At 50.8% G+C, this 21,385-nt stretch carries 24 protein-coding genes and 1 tRNA gene; 12 read left to right on the top strand and 13 right to left on the bottom strand.

The annotated features are described in order from the left end of the window. From GKC03_00830 to tmk, 3 genes are read right to left on the bottom strand one after another with little or no spacing between them, the layout of a single operon-like run. Positions 1-870: a hypothetical protein gene (locus tag GKC03_00830; protein ID NYT11078.1), complete on the bottom strand. Its 870-nt coding sequence runs from the start codon at positions 868-870 to the stop codon at positions 1-3. Further along, a complete protein-coding gene (gene coaBC, locus GKC03_00825) occupies positions 867-2,066 on the bottom strand; it encodes a bifunctional phosphopantothenoylcysteine decarboxylase/phosphopantothenate--cysteine ligase CoaBC (GenBank protein NYT11077.1) in 1,200 nt (399 codons plus the stop codon). The genes GKC03_00830 and coaBC overlap by 4 nt, the downstream gene beginning before the upstream one ends. 55 nt (positions 2,067-2,121) lie before the next feature. Continuing rightward, positions 2,122-2,796: a dTMP kinase gene (gene tmk / locus GKC03_00820; GenBank protein NYT11076.1), complete on the bottom strand. Its 675-nt coding sequence runs from the start codon at positions 2,794-2,796 to the stop codon at positions 2,122-2,124. Between the two features lie 282 nt (positions 2,797-3,078). On the opposite strand from tmk, the gene GKC03_00815 reads away from it, so the two are divergent. Further along, the gene (locus GKC03_00815; protein ID NYT11075.1) at positions 3,079-4,188 is read left to right on the top strand and encodes a mandelate racemase/muconate lactonizing enzyme family protein; all 1,110 of its coding nucleotides are present in this window, start codon (positions 3,079-3,081) and stop codon (positions 4,186-4,188) included. A 12-nt stretch (positions 4,189-4,200) separates the two neighbouring features. On the opposite strand, the gene GKC03_00810 is transcribed toward GKC03_00815, so the two are convergent. From GKC03_00810 to GKC03_00800, 3 genes are all read right to left on the bottom strand, one after another. Continuing rightward, positions 4,201-4,371 carry a hypothetical protein gene (locus GKC03_00810; protein ID NYT11074.1) on the bottom strand — a complete coding sequence of 57 codons (171 nt, stop codon included), beginning with the start codon at positions 4,369-4,371 and terminating at the stop codon, positions 4,201-4,203. 86 nt (positions 4,372-4,457) lie between these two features. Beyond that, complete coding sequence (locus GKC03_00805; protein ID NYT11073.1) at positions 4,458-4,865, bottom strand: DNA primase; 408 nt, start codon at positions 4,863-4,865, stop codon at positions 4,458-4,460. Further along, complete coding sequence (locus GKC03_00800) at positions 4,862-5,242, bottom strand: YggU family protein (protein ID NYT11072.1); 381 nt, start codon at positions 5,240-5,242, stop codon at positions 4,862-4,864. Before GKC03_00800 ends, GKC03_00805 begins: the two co-directional genes overlap by 4 nt. Positions 5,243-5,282: 40 nt before the next feature. Between GKC03_00800 and GKC03_00795 the strand changes: the two genes are divergently transcribed. Then, the gene (locus GKC03_00795) at positions 5,283-6,026 is read left to right on the top strand and encodes a hypothetical protein (protein ID NYT11071.1); all 744 of its coding nucleotides are present in this window, start codon (positions 5,283-5,285) and stop codon (positions 6,024-6,026) included. Between the two features lie 12 nt (positions 6,027-6,038). Here GKC03_00795 and GKC03_00790 read toward each other — a convergent pair whose 3' ends face one another. Both GKC03_00790 and GKC03_00785 read right to left on the bottom strand, forming a co-directional pair. Continuing rightward, positions 6,039-6,812, bottom strand: a complete 774-nt coding sequence (locus tag GKC03_00790) for an MBL fold metallo-hydrolase (GenBank protein ID NYT11070.1) — start codon at positions 6,810-6,812, stop codon at positions 6,039-6,041. Positions 6,813-6,868: 56 nt separating this feature from the next. After that, on the bottom strand, positions 6,869-7,348 hold the full coding sequence (locus GKC03_00785; GenBank protein ID NYT11069.1) for a CBS domain-containing protein: 480 nt from the start codon (positions 7,346-7,348) through the stop codon (positions 6,869-6,871). 110 nt (positions 7,349-7,458) lie between these two features. Between GKC03_00785 and GKC03_00780 the strand changes: the two genes are divergently transcribed. The 3 genes from GKC03_00780 to GKC03_00770 all read left to right on the top strand — a co-directional run bounded on the left by GKC03_00780 (position 7,459) and on the right by GKC03_00770 (position 9,199). Continuing rightward, positions 7,459-7,555: transfer RNA gene (locus GKC03_00780), tRNA-Lys, on the top strand. A 21-nt stretch (positions 7,556-7,576) separates the two neighbouring features. Continuing rightward, positions 7,577-8,341, top strand: coding sequence for a GTPase (locus GKC03_00775; protein ID NYT11068.1), 765 nt, complete (start codon positions 7,577-7,579; stop codon positions 8,339-8,341). A 54-nt stretch (positions 8,342-8,395) separates the two neighbouring features. Next, complete coding sequence (locus GKC03_00770; GenBank protein NYT11067.1) at positions 8,396-9,199, top strand: hypothetical protein; 804 nt, start codon at positions 8,396-8,398, stop codon at positions 9,197-9,199. A 72-nt stretch (positions 9,200-9,271) separates the two neighbouring features. Here GKC03_00770 and GKC03_00765 read toward each other — a convergent pair whose 3' ends face one another. Further along, positions 9,272-9,427, bottom strand: a complete 156-nt coding sequence (locus GKC03_00765; GenBank protein ID NYT11066.1) for a hypothetical protein — start codon at positions 9,425-9,427, stop codon at positions 9,272-9,274. 524 nt (positions 9,428-9,951) lie between these two features. Here GKC03_00765 and GKC03_00760 point away from each other — a divergent pair. Next, positions 9,952-10,149, top strand: coding sequence for a hypothetical protein (locus GKC03_00760; GenBank protein NYT11065.1), 198 nt, complete (start codon positions 9,952-9,954; stop codon positions 10,147-10,149). Here GKC03_00760 and GKC03_00755 read toward each other — a convergent pair. After that, positions 10,129-11,301 (bottom strand): proteasome-activating nucleotidase, encoded by a 1,173-nt coding sequence (locus GKC03_00755; protein NYT11064.1) that lies wholly within the window; start codon positions 11,299-11,301, stop codon positions 10,129-10,131. The genes GKC03_00760 and GKC03_00755 overlap by 21 nt on opposite strands. 182 nt (positions 11,302-11,483) lie before the next feature. After that, the gene (locus GKC03_00750; GenBank protein NYT11063.1) at positions 11,484-11,756 is read right to left on the bottom strand and encodes a hypothetical protein; all 273 of its coding nucleotides are present in this window, start codon (positions 11,754-11,756) and stop codon (positions 11,484-11,486) included. Between the two features lie 213 nt (positions 11,757-11,969). Between GKC03_00750 and GKC03_00745 the strand changes: the two genes are divergently transcribed. Beyond that, positions 11,970-12,458: a TIGR00270 family protein gene (locus GKC03_00745; GenBank protein NYT11062.1), complete on the top strand. Its 489-nt coding sequence runs from the start codon at positions 11,970-11,972 to the stop codon at positions 12,456-12,458. Here GKC03_00745 and GKC03_00740 read toward each other — a convergent pair whose 3' ends face one another. Beyond that, a complete protein-coding gene (locus GKC03_00740) occupies positions 12,459-12,935 on the bottom strand; it encodes a DUF2240 family protein (GenBank protein ID NYT11061.1) in 477 nt (158 codons plus the stop codon). Positions 12,936-13,239: 304 nt separating this feature from the next. Here GKC03_00740 and GKC03_00735 point away from each other — a divergent pair, with 304 nt between their 5' ends. After that, the gene (locus GKC03_00735; protein ID NYT11060.1) at positions 13,240-15,087 is read left to right on the top strand and encodes a KamA family radical SAM protein; all 1,848 of its coding nucleotides are present in this window, start codon (positions 13,240-13,242) and stop codon (positions 15,085-15,087) included. Between the two features lies 1 nt (position 15,088). On the opposite strand, the gene GKC03_00730 is transcribed toward GKC03_00735, so the two are convergent. Continuing rightward, positions 15,089-15,802, bottom strand: a complete 714-nt coding sequence (locus tag GKC03_00730) for a hypothetical protein (protein ID NYT11059.1) — start codon at positions 15,800-15,802, stop codon at positions 15,089-15,091. 297 nt (positions 15,803-16,099) lie between these two features. On the opposite strand from GKC03_00730, the gene GKC03_00725 reads away from it, so the two are divergent. From GKC03_00725 to dnaJ, 4 genes are all read left to right on the top strand, one after another. Then, positions 16,100-17,737, top strand: a complete 1,638-nt coding sequence (locus tag GKC03_00725) for a thermosome subunit (GenBank protein ID NYT11058.1) — start codon at positions 16,100-16,102, stop codon at positions 17,735-17,737. Between the two features lie 79 nt (positions 17,738-17,816). Beyond that, complete coding sequence (locus GKC03_00720) at positions 17,817-18,359, top strand: nucleotide exchange factor GrpE (GenBank protein ID NYT11057.1); 543 nt, start codon at positions 17,817-17,819, stop codon at positions 18,357-18,359. A 1-nt stretch (position 18,360) separates the two neighbouring features. Next, positions 18,361-20,214, top strand: coding sequence for a molecular chaperone DnaK (gene dnaK / locus GKC03_00715; GenBank protein NYT11056.1), 1,854 nt, complete (start codon positions 18,361-18,363; stop codon positions 20,212-20,214). A gap of 11 nt (positions 20,215-20,225) precedes the next feature. Beyond that, positions 20,226-21,374 carry a molecular chaperone DnaJ gene (gene dnaJ / locus GKC03_00710; protein NYT11055.1) on the top strand — a complete coding sequence of 383 codons (1,149 nt, stop codon included), beginning with the start codon at positions 20,226-20,228 and terminating at the stop codon, positions 21,372-21,374. The last annotated feature ends 11 nt before the right edge of the window (positions 21,375-21,385 follow it).

Here is a 21,385-nt window from a genome sequence, read left to right as displayed (position 1 = left end):
CTATCTTCCAGATTCCAAGACCCTTGGCCCTTGCCAATCAACGCTTGCCTTATGGGCATCCCATCTATCCGAGAGCACCGCTATCTCGCCCTCCACATCACCCGAGGCAAAAACCGAGTTTCCCAACATCACCATTCCGGCAGGACCCATGTCCGAAATGCATTCCAGTGCGCTCTCGACCTCGGGAGTGATCAAACCAGTCCTCATGGAGAATTCCCCACATAGGCGGAAGAAGTTCGCAAGGCTGGGGCTCTTTTCCAGATTGGAAACGCACTCCTCGCCGACAAGATTGATCCGCTCACGCATATCGGGATCACCAAGTATGTTCGAGGTCGATATCTCCGGCCCTACTACGGCGATGGCCAGCTCGATGTCCTTATTGATACGGTCTATTCTGCCAAATGGTGGTAGTCCCTCCCTTTTCCTGAAGGTGATTCCCCCTTTCGAAAGGGCTGCGACGTCTCCCAACCCAGTCCGGTGAAGAACCTCGGCGTGATGGGCAGCCTTGAGGGCGTCCTCAAAATCGTAACCCATAATCTCACAGAGTGCAAGAGCCGCCGATAAGGTTCCCGCCGCGCTCATACCAAAACCCTGCTTCATCGGCAATTCCAATTGAGTTTCCACCGTTATGTCGTACTCAGGCACGTCCACCAGCATGGCCAAAGCCTGTCTTGTCACTGGAGCCGAATCCCTCTTCCCGTTAATTCTGACCTCAAGTTTCCCCTTTCCTTTGCTTGCTTTGATGGTGGAAGTGGCTCCCCGGCTGAGGCATATGCCCGCCCCTCTGGAACCTGTCTTATCGACATCATCATGTTCGCATATCTGGAAGAAACCGGTTATGTGCCCCGGACAGAATGCTTTGGCCTTCATGCTAAGACCTTCAAAACCTCGTTGAGGATGGAATCGGCCACCTCTCTCTTGGTGCCACTTGCCCTAGTTTCATCACCGCTCCTGGAGATCATCATCACCTTGGTCTTACCCCTGCTCACCATGGTGAGATCATTGGCCACGATCAGGTCTAGACCGTACTCTTCCAGCCGGGATCGGGCTCGTTCCCGAAGCTGGTCTTGCGTGATCCCCCGCTCAGCCTTGAATCCAACCAGCCTATGACCCTCTCGGCTCAATCTGGAGAGTAACTTGGGCATTGGCATTAGCCTAAGGACAAGTTCCTCCTCGCTTGTTGGAATCTTACCTTCTACCTCCTCGGGAGCGTAGTCCGAAAGGGCAGCTGGAACCATGACAAGGTCGTGGTCAATGTCCTCTGCCATCCCCTCAAGTTCCCTGAGTCGTAAGTAGCGCCTTATCTTCAAGTAATCTGGAAGTTCGGTCTGATGCCTTCCCATCCAGAGCTCAACATCTGCACCGCGCTCGAATGCGGCTGAGGCCAGTTCGACCGCGGTCTCTCCCGTGCCTTTGTTGGTTATGACCCTCATACCATCGATGGGCTCCTCGGAGGAGCCGCCTATTACCAGCAATCTCTTGCCTGAGAGATCGCCAGACCCCAGGGCGCGGAGAACCCTCGCCACCAATTCACCGTTGGAAGCGATTCTGGCTTTTCCCATCAGAAAGTGGGGACCTATCACTTCTACCCCGATGTCTTCGAGAGTCTGCACGTTCTTCTGGACGATGGGATGTCGGTACATGGACCCATGCATTGCCGGGGCAACCAGTACTGGTATACCGGTCCCAATGGCAGTGGTGGCAAAGGTGGTCACTGCGGTATCATCTATGCCCAGGGCCATCTTGGAGATCGTGTTCGCCGTACACGGCGCAATGAGCAGAAGATCTATCCGGTCCTCGCTTTCACCACAGAGGTCTACGTGCTCGACTCCACCACCTATTCGAGTGATCGGAGGATTTCCCGTGGCGAACTCCATAGCGTAGTGAGTAACTATCTTCGCGGCCTCCTCACTCATGACTACCTCGACATCTGCCCCATGTCTGATAAGATCCCTGGCAAGCTCAAAACATTGGACAGCTGCGATGCTACCAGTTATCCCGAGCAGAATTCGTTTGTTGGACAGACGATGGCTAATCTGGCCCCTGATGCTCTCCACCGGATGCATGTGGCCAATCATCCAGTCATAGGAATATAATCGTTTCGGGACATCAATGGTCGAATCAGAGATCGGCCTTGATGGCCCTGAGTACCTCCTCAACGACATCCTCAAGAGGGGCTGAAGCATCCACCACGAAGAATGTCGGATCGTCATCGGCGACCTTTCGATATATGGCGTCGACCTCCATGAGGTAACCTAGTTTCTCGAACTTGGAAATCTCATTCCGCTCATCCAGGCGGAGGAGGGCGGTTTCCGGTGACACGCTGAAAAGGAATGTAATGTCCGGTTCAATCGTCACGCGACTGCTCACTGACTTGAGCCATTCTATGGCCGAATCCCCCATTCTTTTCTGAAGTATGGCGCCCTGATAGGCGAGTGTGGAGGCGTTGTACCTATCACATAACACGATTATTCCCTTTGACAGCCAATCCTTAATGCGTTCGGTGTGATTGGCTCTGTCCGCTATGAACAGCAAGGCTTCTGTGAAGGGGCTAATATCCTCGTCATAACTCCGCCGCACGGCATCACCAAGCCAGCAATCAGTGGGTTCAGAAGTGAGCAAGACCTCTCTGTGGCTTTCCTGAGATATCTTCTCGAAGAGCCTTCGTGAGACCGTCGTCTTGCCAGAACCATCTATCCCCTCGAAGACATAGAATTTACCCGTTCTCCGAGTGGAAATGGCTTTGACATCAGAGGAAGTTGCCTCTCCTTGCACCGGTCCTAGCTCGGTGGTCATGATAGATAGCAACGCGATTTCCGCTTAAAAAATGTAGCCACTGATATTCAATATGAGATACCCACCCTGTCTTGATTCGATGAAGTGTGTTAGAGAAGAGACATTTCCATCTTTATTTGAGCGAATCTGGTTGAAAGAATGAATTTATTCATGGTCAAGAATATAATTTCTAATTCCTTTGCGATCAAGATTCGATTTCAAGGGGTTTTATCTGAATAACCATAGGTCCTTAGCAAGTTATTTTAACATTCTAGACCCTTTTTACGAAAAAGGAGGAGTGGCATGAAGATCACTGACGTGAGCGTTGTCACAATGGGGGTCAAGCTGAAGGAACCTGTCGGACTCTCAAGAGGGCGTAAAATAGGCTTCAGGGGAGCGGCCTTTGTGGTCATTGACACAGATGAAGGCATCCAGGGGATTGGAGAGGGTTACGGCCCTGAGTACTTCAACATCAAGACGATCGTGGAAAGGAAGTACGCACCTATGATCAAGGGAGAAGATCCCCTGAACATCGAGAGAATATGGCGCAAGATGTTGATGGAACCCGTGTACTGGGATCAGAAGGGTCAGGGGGTATCCGCAGCCAGCGGCGTCGACATGGCACTTTGGGACCTCGCGGGCAAGTTCTATGATGCTCCAGTGTACAAGCTAATGGGCGGGGACGCCAAGGGCGAAGGAAAGATCAAGGCATATGCTAGCGATCTTTTCTGGGACACACCCGAGAAAATGGCCAGGTCCGCGAAGAAACACTTGAAGCAGGGGTTCCAGATGGTGAAGACCCACCTTGGAAACGGTCTAGAAGCGGATGAGGAACGAGTCGTGGCAATGAAGGATGCAATTGGAGATGCGGGTCTAATGGTGGACATGAATTGCGGGTACGACCGGATAGATGGTCTGAAGTTGGGCAGAATGCTGGAGAAGCACGGCGTCTTCTGGTACGAGGAGCCTCTTTCACCATACGACGTCGATGGATATGCATGGCTCAAGTCAAAGCTTGAGATCCCTATCGCAACAGGGGAGAACGAGTATACCAAATGGGGGTTCAAGGAGCTCTTTCTGAAGAATGGAGTTGACTACGCGATGCCAGACATCATGCGCTGCGGTGGGATCACCGAGACCAAGAAGATATGTGCGCTGGCAGAGGCGTTCGATATCGCCGTTTCCCCGCACTCTTACACCACGGGCGTCGGTCTCGCCGCCACAATCCATGTCATGGCGTGCACCCCCAACTGCCAACTGCTGGAGGTGGATGTCACACCATATCCATTGTTCGAGGCACTCTTGAAGTACCCATTGAAGATCGACAGCGAGGGTAATATCAAGCTCCCGGAGACACCTGGACTTGGCGTGCATCTCCCGGAGAATCTGCTCAAGAAGTACGGTGTCGAATGAACTGGAACTCAATCATTCCTCGTCATCCGATTTGAGGCTGCACATTATAGCGTCGCACTGCTGACAGTGCGATTCCTCCGCCATCTTCTTAGCTTTGGCTATGGCCTCCTTCGCCTTCTCCTCGGCGCTCTTTTTCTTGCCCTCCACATCAATCCTTCCTGAGATATCAAAATCCAGACCCATATTCTCCTTCTTGCAGAGTATCTGCGCCTTATCTCCTTCATCAGTACATTGGAGCTGCTGATTTATATGGATATCACTAGTCGAGATCAGCGTGTCTTGTGGGTTTCAGACACTAGCCTTGACATGAATGCGGGGAGGCTTTCCACATCCTTTATCTCCTTCTTGCTAAGTCTAGCTAGCTTTGCCCTCTTCGTGTCATCATGGGGAACTCCACAGGCTTTGAGTGCTTGCTTCAGGAGTCTGCAGAATTGTCCGCCCTTTCTGTCCCAGTCCGTTAGTATTATTGCCTCTCGCCCTTCTCTTGCCAGCTCTTCGGCCACTTGGAAAATTCTTTTTCCATTCTGGATGGACATTACATCTCCCTCGACTCCAAGAACCCAGAGGGCCGCCTTGTCCTTCCTACCCTCCACTAGGAGGGTGCAATTGTTCGGTCTCTCCCTAAGCTCCTGAAGCAGTAGGTCAAGATCCTTCAAGGTCTCCTTCGAATCTCTCATATGGCTCCCTCAATTATCGCTAGAACGCTTTCACTGTCCAAGGGTACCATGATCGTCTTTGTCCGGCTTGTCTGTCCCCTGATGACCGTCGCTGGAACCGAAAATACATTAGATAGGATATCACAAAGTTCCTTGTTGGCCCTTCCATCCTTGGGCATCGCCTTCACCCTGACCACTAGGCGTTTCCTCCAGGGATCGACTCCCTCGATCCCTGAATAAGAGGAGTTAGGAGAGACGGAAACGTCGATTTCTGTTCCTCCATCGACCTCTCTCAACACAACTCCAGGGTCCACGTTCTTACACACCGCTGATATGTGATAAACCTTACCTTCGCCCGTTACCTTCCTGTATTCGGAAGCTTCATGTCCAATGTCCATTGCGAATTATCAAATACCCCCAATCGAATCTATCAGATTGATGGGACCACCCCACGAGCCACTGACCTTCCGTGACGTGACGGAGGTTTACAGGAGAGAGCGACGATCAAAGGACCTCACCGAGATCAGAAGTGACTTCTACCAGGCGGTAAGGGGGTTTCTTGATGAACTCAGAAAGGACAATGAGACGGAAATGTGCCAGGATCCTTTCTCCCTAAAAGCCCTTAGCATCAGTGATACCATGAAGAAGGTGCGCTCGAAGGCTGTCCAGATTTTCGAGATGAGGGCCGAGAAGATCCTTCTGATGGCCCTTAGGGCTTCTAGCGGTGCCAAGGTCGAAACCGAGAAACTTACGCGGGAGGAGAGGGGCATGTATGGAGATACCCTCGAGCTGCTTAGTTCTAACAGGAATACACTACTCTTCCAACAGACGACCCAGAAAGCTATTCCGACCCCCTCTCCCGAGTATCCTGTTTTGGAGGAAGAGCCGGAGACTGAGGTGCAGATCGACGATACGATCGACCAGCCTCAGGAAATCCTGGTGGTAGAAACCATTCAGGCAGATCTCGAAGAAGTTGAGGTACCGACCGTTGCAGAGCCAGTACTCGAGGATCAGATTCTAGTGAGGGTACTCGAGGACATCCCCCCGTTCGCTGGACCGGAGCGGGATTATGTTCTTTCTAGGGAGGATGTTGTGTTGCTCCCCTCCGTCATCGCTAGGGCTTTGGTCTCCAGAGGAAAAGCAGTGGAGGTCATGACCTCCTCTAGACAGCTCACGCTTTAAAGCTGATAATGTCTAGGGATATGTAACGCACTTGACCTCAGCATCCTCTTCGAGGCAGTGCAATCGGTTCGTCGAGCATCCCAGGGACGCAGCCACGGTTCTCCTGGCTATCTCGGGACGATTGTTATTCTTACTGATGTGTGCCAGAAATACCTTCCTTCCATCAGTATGACCCTTGGAAAGGGCCTCTGCGCAATCGTCGTTAGAGAGGTGACCTCTTTCCCCTTTGATGAGGGTTTTCAAGAACTGTGGATAGGAGCCGTTCATCAGCATATCGATATCGTGATTGGATTCCAACATTGCGAGGCCAGACTCCTCCAACTCCACCTGGATTTCGGGTGTAACCTTTCCGAGATCGGTGGCCACCAGGCATTTCTTTCCATCGAAGGAGAAGGAGAACGCGGTGGGTTTCACCGCGTGGTGAGAGGTTGGTAATGGATTGATCTGAAGATCACCTATCCTGAACATGGAAAATGTTTGAAACTCCACCCAACTACTGACTTTCCCTATGTTCGAAGCGTTGAATGTCCTAAGGTTGGCATAGAGTGGGATGTCGAACCTTCTCGAGAGCACGCCAGCGCCCTTGACATGGTCTACGTGTTCATGGGTGATAAGAATGGCAGTAACTTCTTTGAGGTCAAGACCCGCCGCACTGGCCAATCTCGATATGGCTCTTCCGCTGAGCCCGGCGTCGATCATTACCGAGACACCATCGGCTTGAAGCACGGCACAGTTGCCATCACTCCCGCTTGCCAGTACATGGAGTTCTATACCATTAGCACCCAAAAGCGCATCCCTAACGACGGTATTCCTCACAAATTAGAAAAAGTTAGCTGTTTGCCTCAGGCCTTGTCCCTGTAGATCGCCCAAACCATATCCTTTCTGGAAATGATACCCACCACTCTCCCCTTCTCCACGACGGGCAACCTTCTCACTCCTTTGTCCAACATCAAATCAAGAGCATCAATCAGTTTATCATCCGGACTGACCGAGTGGACATCCCTGGTCATAATCTCACCCACCTTGGTTTCTGATATCTCTCGGTATGCCTTTTTTAGGCCCTCGTCCTCGATGTCATCATCCAGCGGGACGGCCAGTAGGAGGGCCGGTTGGTCGATCTGCATCTTGTCCTTGTAGCTCTTGATGAATCTCAGGATATCCATGGAGCTGAGTATCCCTAGCAATTGCTCCCTCTCATCGACGACAGGTGCGCCTGAAATGCCGTTCACGGCGAGTATGATCGAAGCTCTGTGTAGGCTGTCGTTCTCTTTGAGAGATATCACAGATGAGGTCATGATGCTTCGGACACTTAGTCGGCGCATGGATTCTCATTGGACCCCAGCGTAATTAAGGATTTTCCCAGGTCAATTTTTCTCTTCCATGACTCCACATATTCGATAGCTTTATTTAGGACAATATTATATGGCGCTCCGGGCCCGTAGCTCAGCTAGGCAGAGCAATCGGCTCTTAACCGATGGGTCGAGGGTTCGAAAGGTTTGGAAACAAGCCCGAACATCCCTCCGGGCCCGCTCTCCTCCTGGAGGAAGCGCGTGCGATTTATCTATTTTATCGGAACGGCGGGAAGTGGAAAGAGCACACTCGTGAATGCTTTCAGAGAGTGGATGAACCTTCAAGGATTGGACTGCATCTCAGTCAACCTTGACCCTGGAGCGGACATTGTTCCATATCCAGCGGAAGTGGATATCAGGGATTGGATACGGCTCTCGGAGGTCATGGATGAATATGGATTGGGCCCCAACGGAGCACAGATAGTCTCCTCTGACCTAATGGCACTCAATATAATGGAATGGGCCCCGACCATAGATGAATTCAAGACAGAATACGTGCTAGTGGACACGCCCGGTCAGATGGAACTCTTTACCTTCCGCCAGTCGAGCGAGTTGATAATCGATCAACTAGGCAGGCAGGATTCTTTCTTAGTATTCCTTTCCGATCCCCATCTGTGCAAAACACCTAATGGCTTCGTCTCATCACTGATGTTATGTGCCCTCACCCATTTCCGGTTCTCCATCCCCATAATAAATGTTCTCTCCAAGGTCGATCTGCTCTCCGATACTGAGATAGAAATGATCTTGGAATGGTCGAATTCTCCTGAGGCACTCAACAGCAGTCTGGTGGAGAGGGACTTCTCATCTCAATCCTTGATCAACCTGGAGTTCTTCCGGGCCATGGAGAATGTCGGTATGTATCGGGAGATGACACCGGTTTCCTCTGAGGAGTCCATAGGGATGGAGGAGATCTATAATACCATCCAGCAAGCCTTCATGGGCGGAGAGGACCTGTCCAAAGATTGAGGAAATCAGGGAATCTATATTTCCAAGGAAAGCATCCCATGGTAAGGTGTCACCTTGAATCATGACTCCATTTCTCGGGAAGCCATAATTGAAAGACTATTGGCCTCACTTGAACCGTTGGAACAGGTTCTTGTCTTATGGGAAGGGGGTTCTGCAGCCTTCGACAGATTGGATGAGTACTCGGACCTGGACCTCTATGTAAAGGTCAAGAAGGGAACAACGGCCATGGTTCTTAAGCAGGTGGAGATTTCACTGGAATCACTCTCACCCATACAGGTCAAATACGTTCTGACCAGCCTTCCCTGGCCTGGGGTGAGCCAAGCATTCTACAAGCTGGAGGGAGCCTCAGAATTCCTCCTGTTAGATCTAGCTTTGATCGAGGAGGGAAGCCCCGAGCAGTTTCTTGAGGTGGAGGTCCACGGGCGAGCGAAAATCTACTTGACTAGGAAGGATTTCACACTTCCCCATATCGATAGGTTGGAATTGACCCGTCTCCTCGAAGTAAGGGTTGGAACGATTAGAGACAGGTTCATTATGTTCTGTCCTTTCCTTGAGAAGGAGATCTTCAGGGGAAACCTGATTGACGCGTTGGAGACCTATAGGAGGGTGTTTTTGGACAGCCTAGTCGCCCTCCTCAGGATAAGGTACTACGCACCTCACCATGATTTCGGTGTGCGGTACCTCCAGCACGAGCTTCCAAGAAGCGTTATGCAGAGGCTGGACAATCTTTTCTTAGTGAACAGTCTAGAAGATCTGCAGATGAAATCTGAGGAGGTCAGGATCTGGATACTTGACCTTTTATCCGAGATAAGACTGGAGGGGATAGATAATTTGGTCGGGAGATCTATGAATCCTTGACGAACTCCAGTCGATCCATGCCAGGCCTTCTTTCCTTCTCTTGACTCTCTGAAGATGTAGCGGAGAGATCATCTATTCTGATTCTAGGTCAGGAGCCTTGAAGAGGGAGTTTTGGGAAAAACCATCAATCAGATATGGATGGATCAGTTCACCAACCTCATCAACAAACCCCCGCCTCAAGAGAATGTCGTTCAGAGTTCCACCAATATCTATCACTACCTTCTCCACCCAGAACTTCCTATTGCGCTCCTCCGGAGCATCTTGGAGTGATGCCTTCGCCTCTCCCTTGATTATTTATGGTACACCGAGTCTCAAAAGGTAATCACTAACCGTTCGGAGTGGAATTGGAAATTAGGACACCACGTCCTCCCCAATAGTGCTGTCCCCTCTACCAATTATAATCCTTTCCTTGCTATCAGGTAATATGAACAGAGAGCATTAATCTCCAGGATCGATCTCAGGGGCAACATCTTCCGAGTTCTCTTCAGGGTCGAGTCCTCCACGGCCGATATGGTAACAATTCTGCTGAGACTAGCATCAGCATCCATATTGATTGCCAATTGATAACAGGCTCTCAAATAAAAAACTGACCAATAAATTCTCCCATCCAGGCCGATTGCGTTATGATTTATTATCCTGGGTTACATCCGATTCCTATCGGCAACTGGTCAACGGACATTGATCGATAGTGATCATGTACTTTTCCGGTGACCTCCCTTACCGCTTAATTACTACGAGTTGGATTACATCCCATGGGAAGGAGAATTCAAGTCTGTCCTATGTGTGGCTCCCCCTACCTTTACTATGAGGCTGGCATGGTCACTGGCCAGAAGTACCATTGCAAGCGCTGTGGGTATATAGGTTCACTTGTAATAGAAACCGATGAGGAGGATCTGAAGGATTGGGAAAAGGAATGGGAAGAAAAGCGATCAGGCAAACATGACACCTGATTCGATGCACTTGATTTCCTCGCTCCGTTGGACTTTGGCAATGGCGCGCTCGAAGTCTGACATGGTGACAGTATCGCGGTCGTCACGTATGGCGAACATGCCCGCTTCGGTGCACATTGCCTTGATGTCGGCTCCTGTGGCGGCGTCACTCTTCATCGCCAGTTCTTGAGCGTCAACGTCATCAGCGACGTTCATGTTCTTGGTGTGGATCCTAAAGATCTCAACCCTGGCCTCATTGCCTGGAATTGGAATAGTGATGACCCTGTCGAATCGACCGGGACGCAGTAACGCCTCGTCCAGAATATCCGGCCTGTTGGTCGCTCCGATGATCTTAACGTCCCCAATAGGGTTGAATCCATCCAGCTCTGAAAGCAACTGCATCAATGTTCTCTGGACCTCTCGGTCACCCGAAGTCGCGACCTCAAGCCTCTTTGCCCCAATTGAGTCAAGCTCGTCGATGAATACAATGCTAGGAGCCTTCTCCCTCGCGAGCTCGAAGAGCTCTCGGACCAGTCTTGCTCCCTCACCGATGTACTTCTGGACTAATTCTGAGCCAACGAAGCGAATGAAGGTCGCTTCTGTCTGGTGAGCGACCGCTTTTGCCAACAGAGTCTTTCCTGTACCTGGTGGGCCAACCAATAGGACGCCCTTGGGCGGCTCGATACCCACCTTCTTGTAGAGATCAGGCTTGAGCAATGGATCTTCTACGGCCTCTCTGACCTCGAGTATCTGGTCCTCTAGGCCCCCTATTTCCTTGTAGTTGACCTTCGGTTTGTCAATGATCTCCGCTCCCACAACGATGGGGTCAAGGGACGGAGGCAGAACCCCCATGACTGCAAGGGTCTGTTTGTTGAGTGAGACCCTTGCACCGACAACAAGATCCTCTGCCGGTACGTATTCCGAGGTGCTCACAATGAAATCTGGACCTGTGGAACTCTTGACAATGACTCTTCCGTCGGGAAGAACATCCTTGACAGATCCAATAATAAGCGGTGGAGATTTCAAGCGCTCCATCTCAGCTCTCATCCTCTTGAGGTCCTTTTGTAGCCTGAACAATTCGCTTTCAACGTAACGCTTCTCACCCTCGACTCTGCGGATCTCCTCAAGGAGCTCCCCATTTCTCCGCTCGAGGACTTCGATTTTGTCCCTCATCTCGCTTATGAAATCGTCCAGATGTGGCTCCTTCACCAGGTCACCTCATTCTTCGCCTCTATGAAGCGGCGTTATATTTGACTCTTTCGCACTCACTATTTTGAGGCAGATGCCCTAACATCTCTTCCTATGTAAGATTGGACTCCGCTATAATATATACTGTTCCATGATGGAAAATGCGATTAAACGATGACCATGACTCTGAATATCACGTCAAGGGCGAAAACAACGATAAGCGGTATGATGAGTGCATTAAGGGAGGTCCGGATCCACCTGGAGTCTTTTGGGGAAGCTCCGATAAGCTCCTTGGAAGCCAAGAGCATGATTAGGAAAATCGCTATTATTGCTCCACCCACTCCTAGCCCTATAGGGATTGTCATTGAAATGGCACTTGAAGCTGCAGTCGTGCTGGTCGTCGCTGTAGTCGTTGCCGCAGTAATGACAGTGGATAGCATCTTCCCTCGGAATCTAAAAGCAGTTACTTTATTTAAATAAATTCCTATGAAAGAAACACGAACGATAATGATTTTCAGTTTTCACCACACTAAATTCGCTATCTGGCTATAGATCAATCTTTTCATTATTCTTGTATTCGCCCTCCTCTTAGGAGCCAAGTCGTTACCCCAGAAGCATTAAATTTCGGATTCGTTATTGTGATTTGACCTGACATGATGTGTGAGCTTTGCGGTAAGGAAACACAGCGTTTGAATACGGCCCTTATAGAGGGGACTGAGCTGAAGGTATGTCCCGAATGCGCCAAGTTCGGTGAGAGTCAGTCCACAACAAAGGCTGAGACGGGTCCAAAGACTCATATCGTTCAGAGGCTGGAGAAGAGAGAACGCAGGATGAAAACCAAGGACGTTTACAGCCAGGAAGAGATGGTCGAGCTCGCAGTGGACTACTCCAAGAGGATCAGAGAAGCAAGGATGGCCCGCGATTGGAAGCAAGAAACTCTTGCAGCCAAGATCAATGAGAAGAAGAGCGTAATCACCAACCTGGAGTCTGGGCATATTAAACCCAACGATGCCCTCATCAGTAAGCTCGAGCGCACACTAGGTATTACATTGAAGGAGAAAGTCCCCGTCCTCAAGACGGAGCTCAAGCAGGGAACTTCAAAAGGAATGACCTTGGGGGATTTCATTCGGACCGAGAAGTAGTCACCGAGAGATGATTTCCTCTCTTACATCTTGGATTAGATCCTTTATATCCATGCCAATATCCCTGGCCACGACCAGTGCGGCGACCTCAATGTCTACATTCACTCTCTCTTGGGTGTGGTTGATCCGGGCTACCACATCTCTCCTCTTCATCCCCGAGTACCTCGTGATCTCATCCAGGATTTGGGGAAACAGTGGCTTTTCCTGATCAATAGCCTCCGGTTGAGAAAGTACATCCTTGCTTGGTCTGAAGTCTAGGGGAACATCGATTTTCTTGTAGTCGAATGTAGGTTTGATGAAGCCGTTGGTCTTCTCCACAAGTTTGTTCTTAAGTCCCAAGTCAAGGAGCAACTGAGCCTCCTTCGGTGTGAACCATCTGAAATCTATGGATGCGGAGAAGACGAATTCTTTCTCCGAAAGGACACCCTTTCCTTTGCGTTTGAAGATAAGTGCAAGTACCTGTTGAAGTGAGCTCATTTCCCTCGACCTACCTCTATAGTCCAAATGAAGTGATAATGGTTTTGTTTATAACATTTCTCAATCATTCGTTGACTGGAGTCGACATTAAAAACAAGTCTATAGTTGCCAAATGCTAAGACAACGTCTTTTCGAGTACGCTCATAGGAAATGGTTATATATCAAATTCCTAATAGTTATGAATGAGAAAGGATACATTATCATAAGGTGAGGTTCCCGCCCTCTTCTTGAACGCGGGAGTTTCCCCATAGATTTGCATGTTCCGCCCAGTATAATGCTGGATTCTCACTCGAGGGGTCAGAACATGGACGAGAATATCGACTCTGGGTTTGACCAAATAGAGCACTCAAGCTCAAACACCGCCTCCACGTTCAGGGCAACCAAGGAGGACATTTGGGAAGCGGATCCTGAATTCAAAAGGGTGCTCTTCGGTTCACAAGACTTGGAGGATGCAAGGCATCGACTCTACGGTCTTCTTACCAAGAGGGAGTTCTGGCTTCACTCAAAGGATTGCGATCTGGATGATCTTGAGCGCACCAACGCGCTAAGTTGCGTCTACGTTCTCAAGCAATTCCTTTCCTCAAAGAACGAGGAGATGACCGGTGCAAGCGTCATCGAGGTGCTCCATGGCCTAGCCTCAAATTCCAAGGAGTGGGAAGAACAGGTTTCTGGTGCATTTCTCATCGAGATGAAAAGGTTGCTAGAGGGGTCCCTTGGCCTTTCGGGAATCTACTCGGGAGAATCCCTCGACTTCCTAAGGCTCGAGGGTAAAAAGGCCGCTTTCCTCAGATCAGACTTCCTTGATGATTTTGCGGGTCGCTGCTGGGATAGAATTCGCTCGTATCCCACGGGGCTGGATGCGGATGTAAGGGTTCTTAGGGAAGAGAACAGGGATAGAATTCTTGATTATCTTGGCGGAACCATAGAAGACTGGAACGATTACAAGTGGCAAATTAGGAATGTAATCAGGGGAATCGATCCTCTTCAGGACCTCATCGAGCTCACTCAGGAAGAGAAGAAGGCGGTGAACATCGCAAATGAGAATCACATACCCTTTGGAATCACCCCATATTACGTATCGCTCATGGACCGCGAACCATCTCGGAGAAACGATCATGCGATCAGGGCGCAGGTGATCCCTCCTCTGGATTATATCACGACCATGGTGGAGCACAGAGACGACAGGGAGTATGCACTCGATTTCATGCGGGAACATGATACATCCCCGGTCCCTCTAGTAACAAGACGATATCCCATGATAGCCATAATGAAGCCCTACAACACCTGTGCCCAGATCTGCGTTTACTGTCAGAGGAATTGGGAGATAGACGAGGTTCTTTGCCCGACTTCCATGGCGTCCAAGAGAGATTTGGAGTTGGCGATCTCGTGGTTTCAGGAGCATCCCACGGTGACCGAAGTCCTGGTGACTGGGGGAGATCCGGGTCTTATGGGAGATCAGGTGCTTGACAGGATACTATCTCGCCTATCTGAGATAGAGCATGTGGAGAGGATAAGGCTCGGGACTAGGGTTCCAGTCGTTCTGCCCATGAGGATCAATGACGCTTTCGTTGATGTTCTGGCCAAGTACCACATTGCCCCTGAAAGAGAGGTTTGTCTTGTCACTCATTATGAGCACTCATATGAGGTAACCCCCGAGTCAATGAAGGCAATACAGAGGATCAGAAGAGTGGGGATGGGTGCGTATAACCAGCAGGTATTCACTTTCGAGAACAGCAGAAGATTCGAGACCGCCGCGCTTAGGTTGGCCCTTAAACGCATAGGGGTGGATCCATACTACAGTTTCAATACGAAGGGCAAGGAAGAGACTAGATACTACCGAGTGCCCATCGCAAGGATTCTCCAGGAGAGGAAAGAGGAAGCGAGGGTACTTCCCGGCATCGTGAGGACCGACGAACCCGTATTCAACATACCAGCCATTGGTAAGAACCCCCTCAGATCCTGCCAGCACCACAAATATATAATGCTCTCCCTCCTTGGAGAAAGATTCTATGAGTTCCATCCCTGGGAAAAGAACATCCATCAGGCTGAAACCTTCATCTTCAAGGACATCCCCATCCTGGATTATCTCGACCGTTTGGAAGCGATTGGAGAGGACGTCAGCGAATATGGCAATATCTGGTACTACTTCTGACTCATCTTTTACCAGAGACGATGACCTTTCCGCCACTCTTCCTGACCTTATCTGCCATGCAATCGAAGGCATCTTCGTATAATCTCGAGAATTTGAAGAAGTCCTTGCTCCGAACCTCCCTCTTCTTGTTGAAGAAGGTTGATTTGATCCTCCTACAAGTGAATTTGACTTTGATCCAATCATCAGAGAACTCGCCTTCCATTTCGGTGACGAGTTCCAAGGATATCATAGGAAGTCGGCGTTCCCCCATCCTCATGAGTTTCTCGATGTTTTCGAGCTTCTTTTGCCAGCTTCTCAAATCTCTTCTGAGCTCTATCTTCTCCCTGTAGTCATCGGTGGTCTCGATTGCCATCTGGATTTCCTGCATTCTATCGAATGCCTGTCGCTCATAGCTCTCGATGGATCTCCGGCCAGCAAGCAGGAGATTCTCCGTAATAGCAAGCCCGAACTCGTGCTTCTGGAATTCCCATCCCGAAACGATGACATCGGGGTAGGGTGGCCAGCTAAATCCGTCGAAAGCTGGCCAGGGCACTACTCTCTCCACTGCATTCCCAGTTCGTTCCTCGTAATCTTTAATATAGACCTCTTCAAGCTCCTTAAGTTCATTCTTGCAGATCGAACAGACTCCATATTCTTCAATGACAATCTTCTTGCCATGTACCACGTCGCCTTCGACCTGATTGCAGAGGTTGCAGGTTTTCAATGTCTTGCTCATGCATCAACATAATCCCTGAATCGGAATATAACGGTTTTGTGGCTGAAGGACATTTCTATCATGTTTTCTTTGGAGATGTGACGATTCATGCAAATGATACTGGATGCAGATTTACCCTTCACGAGTAGAAAATAATATTAAAATAGGAATATGATATTGTGCAAGATTACGCATGCTCCCCATATTGGTGGATGCGCGTCTTACCAACCTCTAATTTTATATAGAAGAACAAACATTTCGTTTTCCCGCTAGCTCTGCTAGTGGTCATACATATCTGATTTGATAGGAGGCAATGACATGGGATACGGTAATACCCCCATACTTATCCTGAAGGAGGGTACCAGGCGAGATAAGGGCAAGGACGCTCAATATAACAACATCATGGCAGCTCGGACCATAGCCGACTCGGTCAGGAGCGCCCTGGGTCCAAGGGGCATGGACAAGATGCTCGTTGATTCCATGGGTGATGTTGTCATCACAAACGATGGCGTGACTATCCTTAAGGAGATTGATGTGGAGCACCCCGCCGCAAAGATGCTTGTCGAGGTTGCTAAGACCCAGGACGAAGAGTGCGGTGATGGGACCACCACGGCTGTAGTGATTGCGGGAGAGCTTCTCAAGAAGTCGGTCGATCTAATCGAAGCCAACGTGCACCCGACGATCATCACTGGTGGATACAGGATGGCGGCCAAGAAGGCTATCGAAGTCCTCGAGGGTCTCGCCATCGATACTGGTGTCGACGACAAGGAAACTTTGAAGAAGATAGCCATGACCGCGATGATCAGCAAGGCTGTGTCGGGTTCCAGAGAGCTCTTTGCTGAACTCTCTGTGGATGCGGTTTCTGCTGTAGCGGAGAAGAAGGACGGCGGCTATGTCGTGGACATCGACAATGTTCAGATTGTGAAGAAGCAGGGCGGGTCCATGGAGGACACCGAGATGATCGAGGGCATTATAATCGACAAAGAACCCGTGAATCCCCAGATGCCCAAGAAGATCAAGAAGGCCAAGATCGCTCTCATCGACGCACCTCTTGAGATAAAGAAGACCGAGATCGATGCGAAGATCGAGATCACGGACCCCACTCAGCTTCAGGCGTTCCTCGACGAGGAAGAGAGGATGCTGCGCAAGATGGTGGACAAGATTAAGTCAGTGGGCGCCAACGTGGTCATGTGCCAGAAAGGCATTGACGACCTGGCTCAGCACTTCCTCGCCAAGGAAGGCATACTGGCTCTCAGGCGCGTAAAGAAGAGCGACATAGAGAAACTGTCCAAGGCTACTGGCGCAAACATCACCAACAAGATCGACGAGCTCGAGAAAGCAGATCTCGGTGAGGCCGCATTGGTCGAGATGAGAAAGGTCCAGGAGGACGAACTCACCTTCGTGACCGGCTGCAAGAATCCCAAGGCAGTTTCCATTCTGATAAGGGGCGGGACCCTGCATGTAGTCGAGGAGATCGGTCGTTCTCTCGAGGATGCCATGAGTGTAGTGGCAGTTGCCATCGAGGATGGTAAGATGGTCACCGGCGGTGGCTCCACTGCAGTGGAGTTGGCCATGAAGCTCAGGGAGTATGCAGCCTCTATTGGCGGAAGGGAGCAGATAGCCATCGACGCCTTCGCCAGCGCGATGGAGGTTATTCCCACCGCGCTCGCCGAGAACGCCGGACTTGACCCAATCGATATACTCATCGAGATGAGGAAGGCTCATAAGGCGGGCAAGAAGCATGCTGGTGTAAATGTCTACAACGGAAAGGTCGTGGACATGTACAAGGAGAATGTTCTCGAGCCCTTCCGCGTGGGCAAGCAGGCCATCAACTCTGCCACGGATGCAGCTGTCATGATCCTCAGGATCGATGACGTGATCGCTTCAAGAGGCGGACCCGGCGGTATGCCCGGCGGTATGCCCGGCGGTATGCCTGACGAGGCGTTCGAGGATTAAACTTGAAATGGGGGGTCATCCCCCAAACCACTTAACATTTTTCTATATCCCAATCCCTACATCTCATGGTGATGCCGCGATGGAAAAGGAGCTTGATGAGGCAGCCTCTGAGGAGGCATCTCCCGAAGACTCAGTGGAGACCGAAGAAGTAGAATCGCTGAAACAGGAGCTCGAGGATCTCAAGGATCAGCTCATGGAGGAGAGGGCTTTTTCCAAGAACTACCTCAATTCTGCGAAGAGGATACAGGCGGACTTCGACAATTACAAGAAGCGGCAGCAGAGGGAGATAGAGAGGATAACGGAGACTGCCAACGAAAAGCTCATCTCCGAGCTGCTCCTGATAATCGATGATTTCGAACGTGCCCTGGCCATTTCCGATTCGGACAAGGGCATGGAGGGTGTAAGGCAGATACACTCCAATGTCAAATCCCTTCTCAAAGGTTACGGCCTCAGGGAGGCACCAGCCGATGGGCAGTTCAATCCAGACCTTCACGAGGCGCTCTGCGTGGGAGAAGGCGAAGAGGGAAAGATCTTGGAGGTTTATCAGAAAGGTTATTTCCTTGGAGACAAGGTTATTCGTTATGCCAAGGTAATGGTTGGAAAGCAGAAAGAGGGTGAATAATATGTCTCGGATCATAGGCATAGACCTGGGAACAAGCAACTCTGCGGCTGCGATCATGGAAGGTGGGAGGTCCACCATCATTCCCAGCGCGGAGGGTACCAGTATTGGGGGGAAGGCCTTCCCCTCGTATGTTGCGTTCACGAAGGAAAAAGAGCTCCTGGTCGGAGAGCCCGCTCGAAGGCAGGCGGTCACCAATCCAGAGAGCACCATTAAAGCCATCAAGCGGAAGATGGGTACTGATTACAAGGCTGAGATTTTCGGCAAGCAGTACACGCCACAGCAGATCTCCGCTTTCATTCTTCAGAAGATAAAAAGGGACGCCGAGGCGTACCTAGGCGAGAGTATACAAAAAGCTGTAATCACCGTTCCCGCCTACTTCAACGACAATCAGAGGCAGGCCACAAAGGATGCGGGAGCTATTGCGGGGTTGGAAGTCGTAAGGATCATCAACGAACCAACAGCTGCCGCTCTTGCATATGGAATTGACAAGACCGAAGAAGAGCAGAAGATAATGGTTTTTGACTTTGGAGGCGGAACCCTGGACGTTACCATCATGGAGTTCTCAGAGGGTGTTTTCGAGGTCGTATCCACAAGCGGGGACACCCAGCTAGGCGGTACCGACATGGATGAACTGCTCATGGATTTCGTCATGAAGGAGTTCAAGAATGAGTCGGGCATTGACCTAAGGAATGATAAGATGGCCATGTGGAGGGTGCGTGAGGCATGTGAGAAAGCAAAGATCGAGCTTTCAACCACCCAGACTACAGAGATCAACCTTCCTTTCATAACCGCAGATCAGACAGGTCCCAGACATCTTTCCATGAACATCACAAGGGCGAAGTTGGAGGAGTTAGTGGACCCTGTGATCAGGAAATGCAAGGGCCCAATAGACCAGGCCTTGAGGGACTCCAGCTTCGGTGCGGACAAGATAGACAAGATCATCATGGTCGGAGGACCGACTAGGATGCCCCTCGTCCAGAAGTTCCTAGAAACTACCATAGGCAAGAAGATCCAGAGGGGGATCGATCCTATGGAATGCGTGGCTATGGGAGCAGCCATTCAGGGTGCGGTTCTCGCCGGGGAGGTCAAGGATGTCCTCCTGCTGGATGTGACCCCTCTCTCCCTCAGCATCGAGACCCTGGGAGGAATCGCCACCAGGCTCATCGAAAGGAACACGACCATCCCCACAAGGAAGAGCCAGATATTCTCCACCGCTGCTGATAACCAGACCACCGTTGAGATTCACGTGCTTCAGGGCGAGAGGGAAATGGCTGTTGGCAACACATCATTGGGCAAATTTCAGCTAATGGGCATACCGTCCGCGCCGAGGGGAATCCCACAGATCGAGGTCACGTTCGACATCGATGCCGACGGTATCCTGAATGTATCTGCCAAGGATCTGGGTACGGGGAAGCAACAGAGCATCACGATAACCGCGAGCACGAAGCTATCCCAAGACGAGATCAACCACGCTGTCAAGGAGGCGGAGCAGTTCGCCGATGAGGACAAGAATCGCCGCGAGAAGGCCGAGGCTGTAAACCAAGCAGACTCGCTTATCTACTCAACGGAGAAAACGCTGGAGGAGCTCGGCGACAAGGTCACAGCAGCAGAGAGGGAGATGATGCAGAAGGGAATCGAGGAACTCCGCCAGGCCCTTGAGGAGGGAGAGATCTCGAAGATTAAGGAGAAGACAGAAGCCCTTAGCAAAGAGATGTATCAGATATCCTCGAGGATTTATCAGCAGATCAGTCAAGAGCAGGCCCAGGCACAGCAACAGGCCCAGGCTGATGAGCCCTCAGGAGAGCAAGAGGGCGATTACGTTGATGCTGATTACAAGATCGTTGATGAGGAATAGGCTGAGTTTGCATGGCCAAGAAGGACTACTATGAGGTGCTGGGCGTCGAGCGTGGCGCCTCGAACGACGAGATCAAAAAATCCTATCGACGTCTAGCGAGGCAGTACCACCCAGATGTGACAAAGGAGGACCGCAAGGACGCTGAGGAAAAGTTCAAGGAGATGTCCGAAGCATACGAGGTCCTGGTCGACGACGAGAAGCGAAAGCTCTACGACACCTATGGTCATGCAGGCGTTTCAGGTCAGTTCAGTGGTGGCGATTTTGACTGGGGAGACTTCACCCATTATGGGGATATAAGGGACATTTTCGGCGATCTGGGGTTCGGGTTCGGCAACAGCATCTTCGACATGTTCTTCGGAGGTCTTGGAGGAGCTGCTTCTCAGGGTAACCGCCCCAGAAAGGGAGAGTCCCTTCGATACGACATAGAGATCAGTCTGGAGGACGCCGCCAAGGGCTTTAGCCAGGAGGCGAAAATTCCGACTTGGGTGAACTGTGAGGACTGTAAGGGCACTGGAGCCCGTGGGGGCAACACCATTACGTGCCCCACCTGCGGTGGTAAGGGACAGGTGTCAACCGCCCAACGCCGAGGATATTCTCAATTTGTCTCGATCCAAGCATGCCCCAAGTGCAATGGAAGGGGCGTGATCGCAGAGAAGGAATGCTCGAAGTGCGATGGGCGAGGTCAGATCAGAAAGACGTCCACATTGAAGATCGAGATACCTCCTGGGGTGGATAACGGTACGAGACTGCGCATTCCAGGGGCTGGAAACCCCGGAAGGAACGGTGGACCGCCCGGTGATCTCTTTGTCGTCGTCCATGTGAAAGAGCACGAGTTATTCAAGAGGGACGGCCCCAACATATTCATCGACTGGCCAATTTGCTTCACCGATGCAGCATTAGGGGCTGAAGAGGAGGTCCCCATGGTAGGGGGCAAGGTCAAGTTGAAGGTGCCACCGGGATCCCAGAGCGACACTGTTTTCCGACTGAAAGGAAGTGGAATGCCCAAGCCCAACGGTCGGGGAAAGGGGGACCAGTTCGTTCGCATCAAGATCAAGGTGCCTACCAAGCTCAATAAGGAGCAGAAGGAACTTCTTGAGAAGTTTGCAGAGATAGAGCCCCACGAAAAGAGCTTCTTTGACCGTTTCAAGCTTTGGCATTAGGTTTATATCCA

The organism is Methanomassiliicoccales archaeon (assembly GCA_013415695.1).
Taxonomy (GTDB): Archaea; Thermoplasmatota; Thermoplasmata; order Methanomassiliicoccales; family JAAEEP01; genus JAAEEP01.
The sequence above is the reverse complement of the archived record's forward strand: the minus strand, read 5'-3'. Positions and strand labels throughout refer to the sequence as shown.

What these genes read in the sequence shown, in the direction of transcription:
- coaBC (NYT11077.1), bottom strand. Translation starts at nt 2,066, where the DNA reads ATGCATCCGGTGGAGAGCATCAGGGGCCAGATTAGCCATCGTCTGTCC.
- GKC03_00725 (NYT11058.1), top strand. Translation starts at nt 16,100, where the DNA reads ATGGGATACGGTAATACCCCCATACTTATCCTGAAGGAGGGTACCAGG.
- GKC03_00735 (NYT11060.1), top strand. Translation starts at nt 13,240, where the DNA reads ATGGACGAGAATATCGACTCTGGGTTTGACCAAATAGAGCACTCAAGC.
- GKC03_00800 (NYT11072.1), bottom strand. Translation starts at nt 5,242, where the DNA reads ATGGACATTGGACATGAAGCTTCCGAATACAGGAAGGTAACGGGCGAA.
- GKC03_00730 (NYT11059.1), bottom strand. Translation starts at nt 15,802, where the DNA reads ATGAGCAAGACATTGAAAACCTGCAACCTCTGCAATCAGGTCGAAGGC.
- dnaJ (NYT11055.1), top strand. Translation starts at nt 20,226, where the DNA reads ATGGCCAAGAAGGACTACTATGAGGTGCTGGGCGTCGAGCGTGGCGCC.
- GKC03_00785 (NYT11069.1), bottom strand. Translation starts at nt 7,348, where the DNA reads ATGCGCCGACTAAGTGTCCGAAGCATCATGACCTCATCTGTGATATCT.
- GKC03_00760 (NYT11065.1), top strand. Translation starts at nt 9,952, where the DNA reads ATGGGAAGGAGAATTCAAGTCTGTCCTATGTGTGGCTCCCCCTACCTT.
- GKC03_00815 (NYT11075.1), top strand. Translation starts at nt 3,079, where the DNA reads ATGAAGATCACTGACGTGAGCGTTGTCACAATGGGGGTCAAGCTGAAG.
- GKC03_00720 (NYT11057.1), top strand. Translation starts at nt 17,817, where the DNA reads ATGGAAAAGGAGCTTGATGAGGCAGCCTCTGAGGAGGCATCTCCCGAA.
- tmk (NYT11076.1), bottom strand. Translation starts at nt 2,796, where the DNA reads ATGACCACCGAGCTAGGACCGGTGCAAGGAGAGGCAACTTCCTCTGAT.
- GKC03_00745 (NYT11062.1), top strand. Translation starts at nt 11,970, where the DNA reads ATGATGTGTGAGCTTTGCGGTAAGGAAACACAGCGTTTGAATACGGCC.
- GKC03_00795 (NYT11071.1), top strand. Translation starts at nt 5,283, where the DNA reads ATGGGACCACCCCACGAGCCACTGACCTTCCGTGACGTGACGGAGGTT.
- GKC03_00805 (NYT11073.1), bottom strand. Translation starts at nt 4,865, where the DNA reads ATGAGAGATTCGAAGGAGACCTTGAAGGATCTTGACCTACTGCTTCAG.
- GKC03_00740 (NYT11061.1), bottom strand. Translation starts at nt 12,935, where the DNA reads ATGAGCTCACTTCAACAGGTACTTGCACTTATCTTCAAACGCAAAGGA.
- dnaK (NYT11056.1), top strand. Translation starts at nt 18,361, where the DNA reads ATGTCTCGGATCATAGGCATAGACCTGGGAACAAGCAACTCTGCGGCT.
- GKC03_00830 (NYT11078.1), bottom strand. Translation starts at nt 870, where the DNA reads ATGAAGGCCAAAGCATTCTGTCCGGGGCACATAACCGGTTTCTTCCAG.
- GKC03_00750 (NYT11063.1), bottom strand. Translation starts at nt 11,756, where the DNA reads ATGCTATCCACTGTCATTACTGCGGCAACGACTACAGCGACGACCAGC.
- GKC03_00810 (NYT11074.1), bottom strand. Translation starts at nt 4,371, where the DNA reads ATGGGTCTGGATTTTGATATCTCAGGAAGGATTGATGTGGAGGGCAAG.
- GKC03_00755 (NYT11064.1), bottom strand. Translation starts at nt 11,301, where the DNA reads ATGAGGGACAAAATCGAAGTCCTCGAGCGGAGAAATGGGGAGCTCCTT.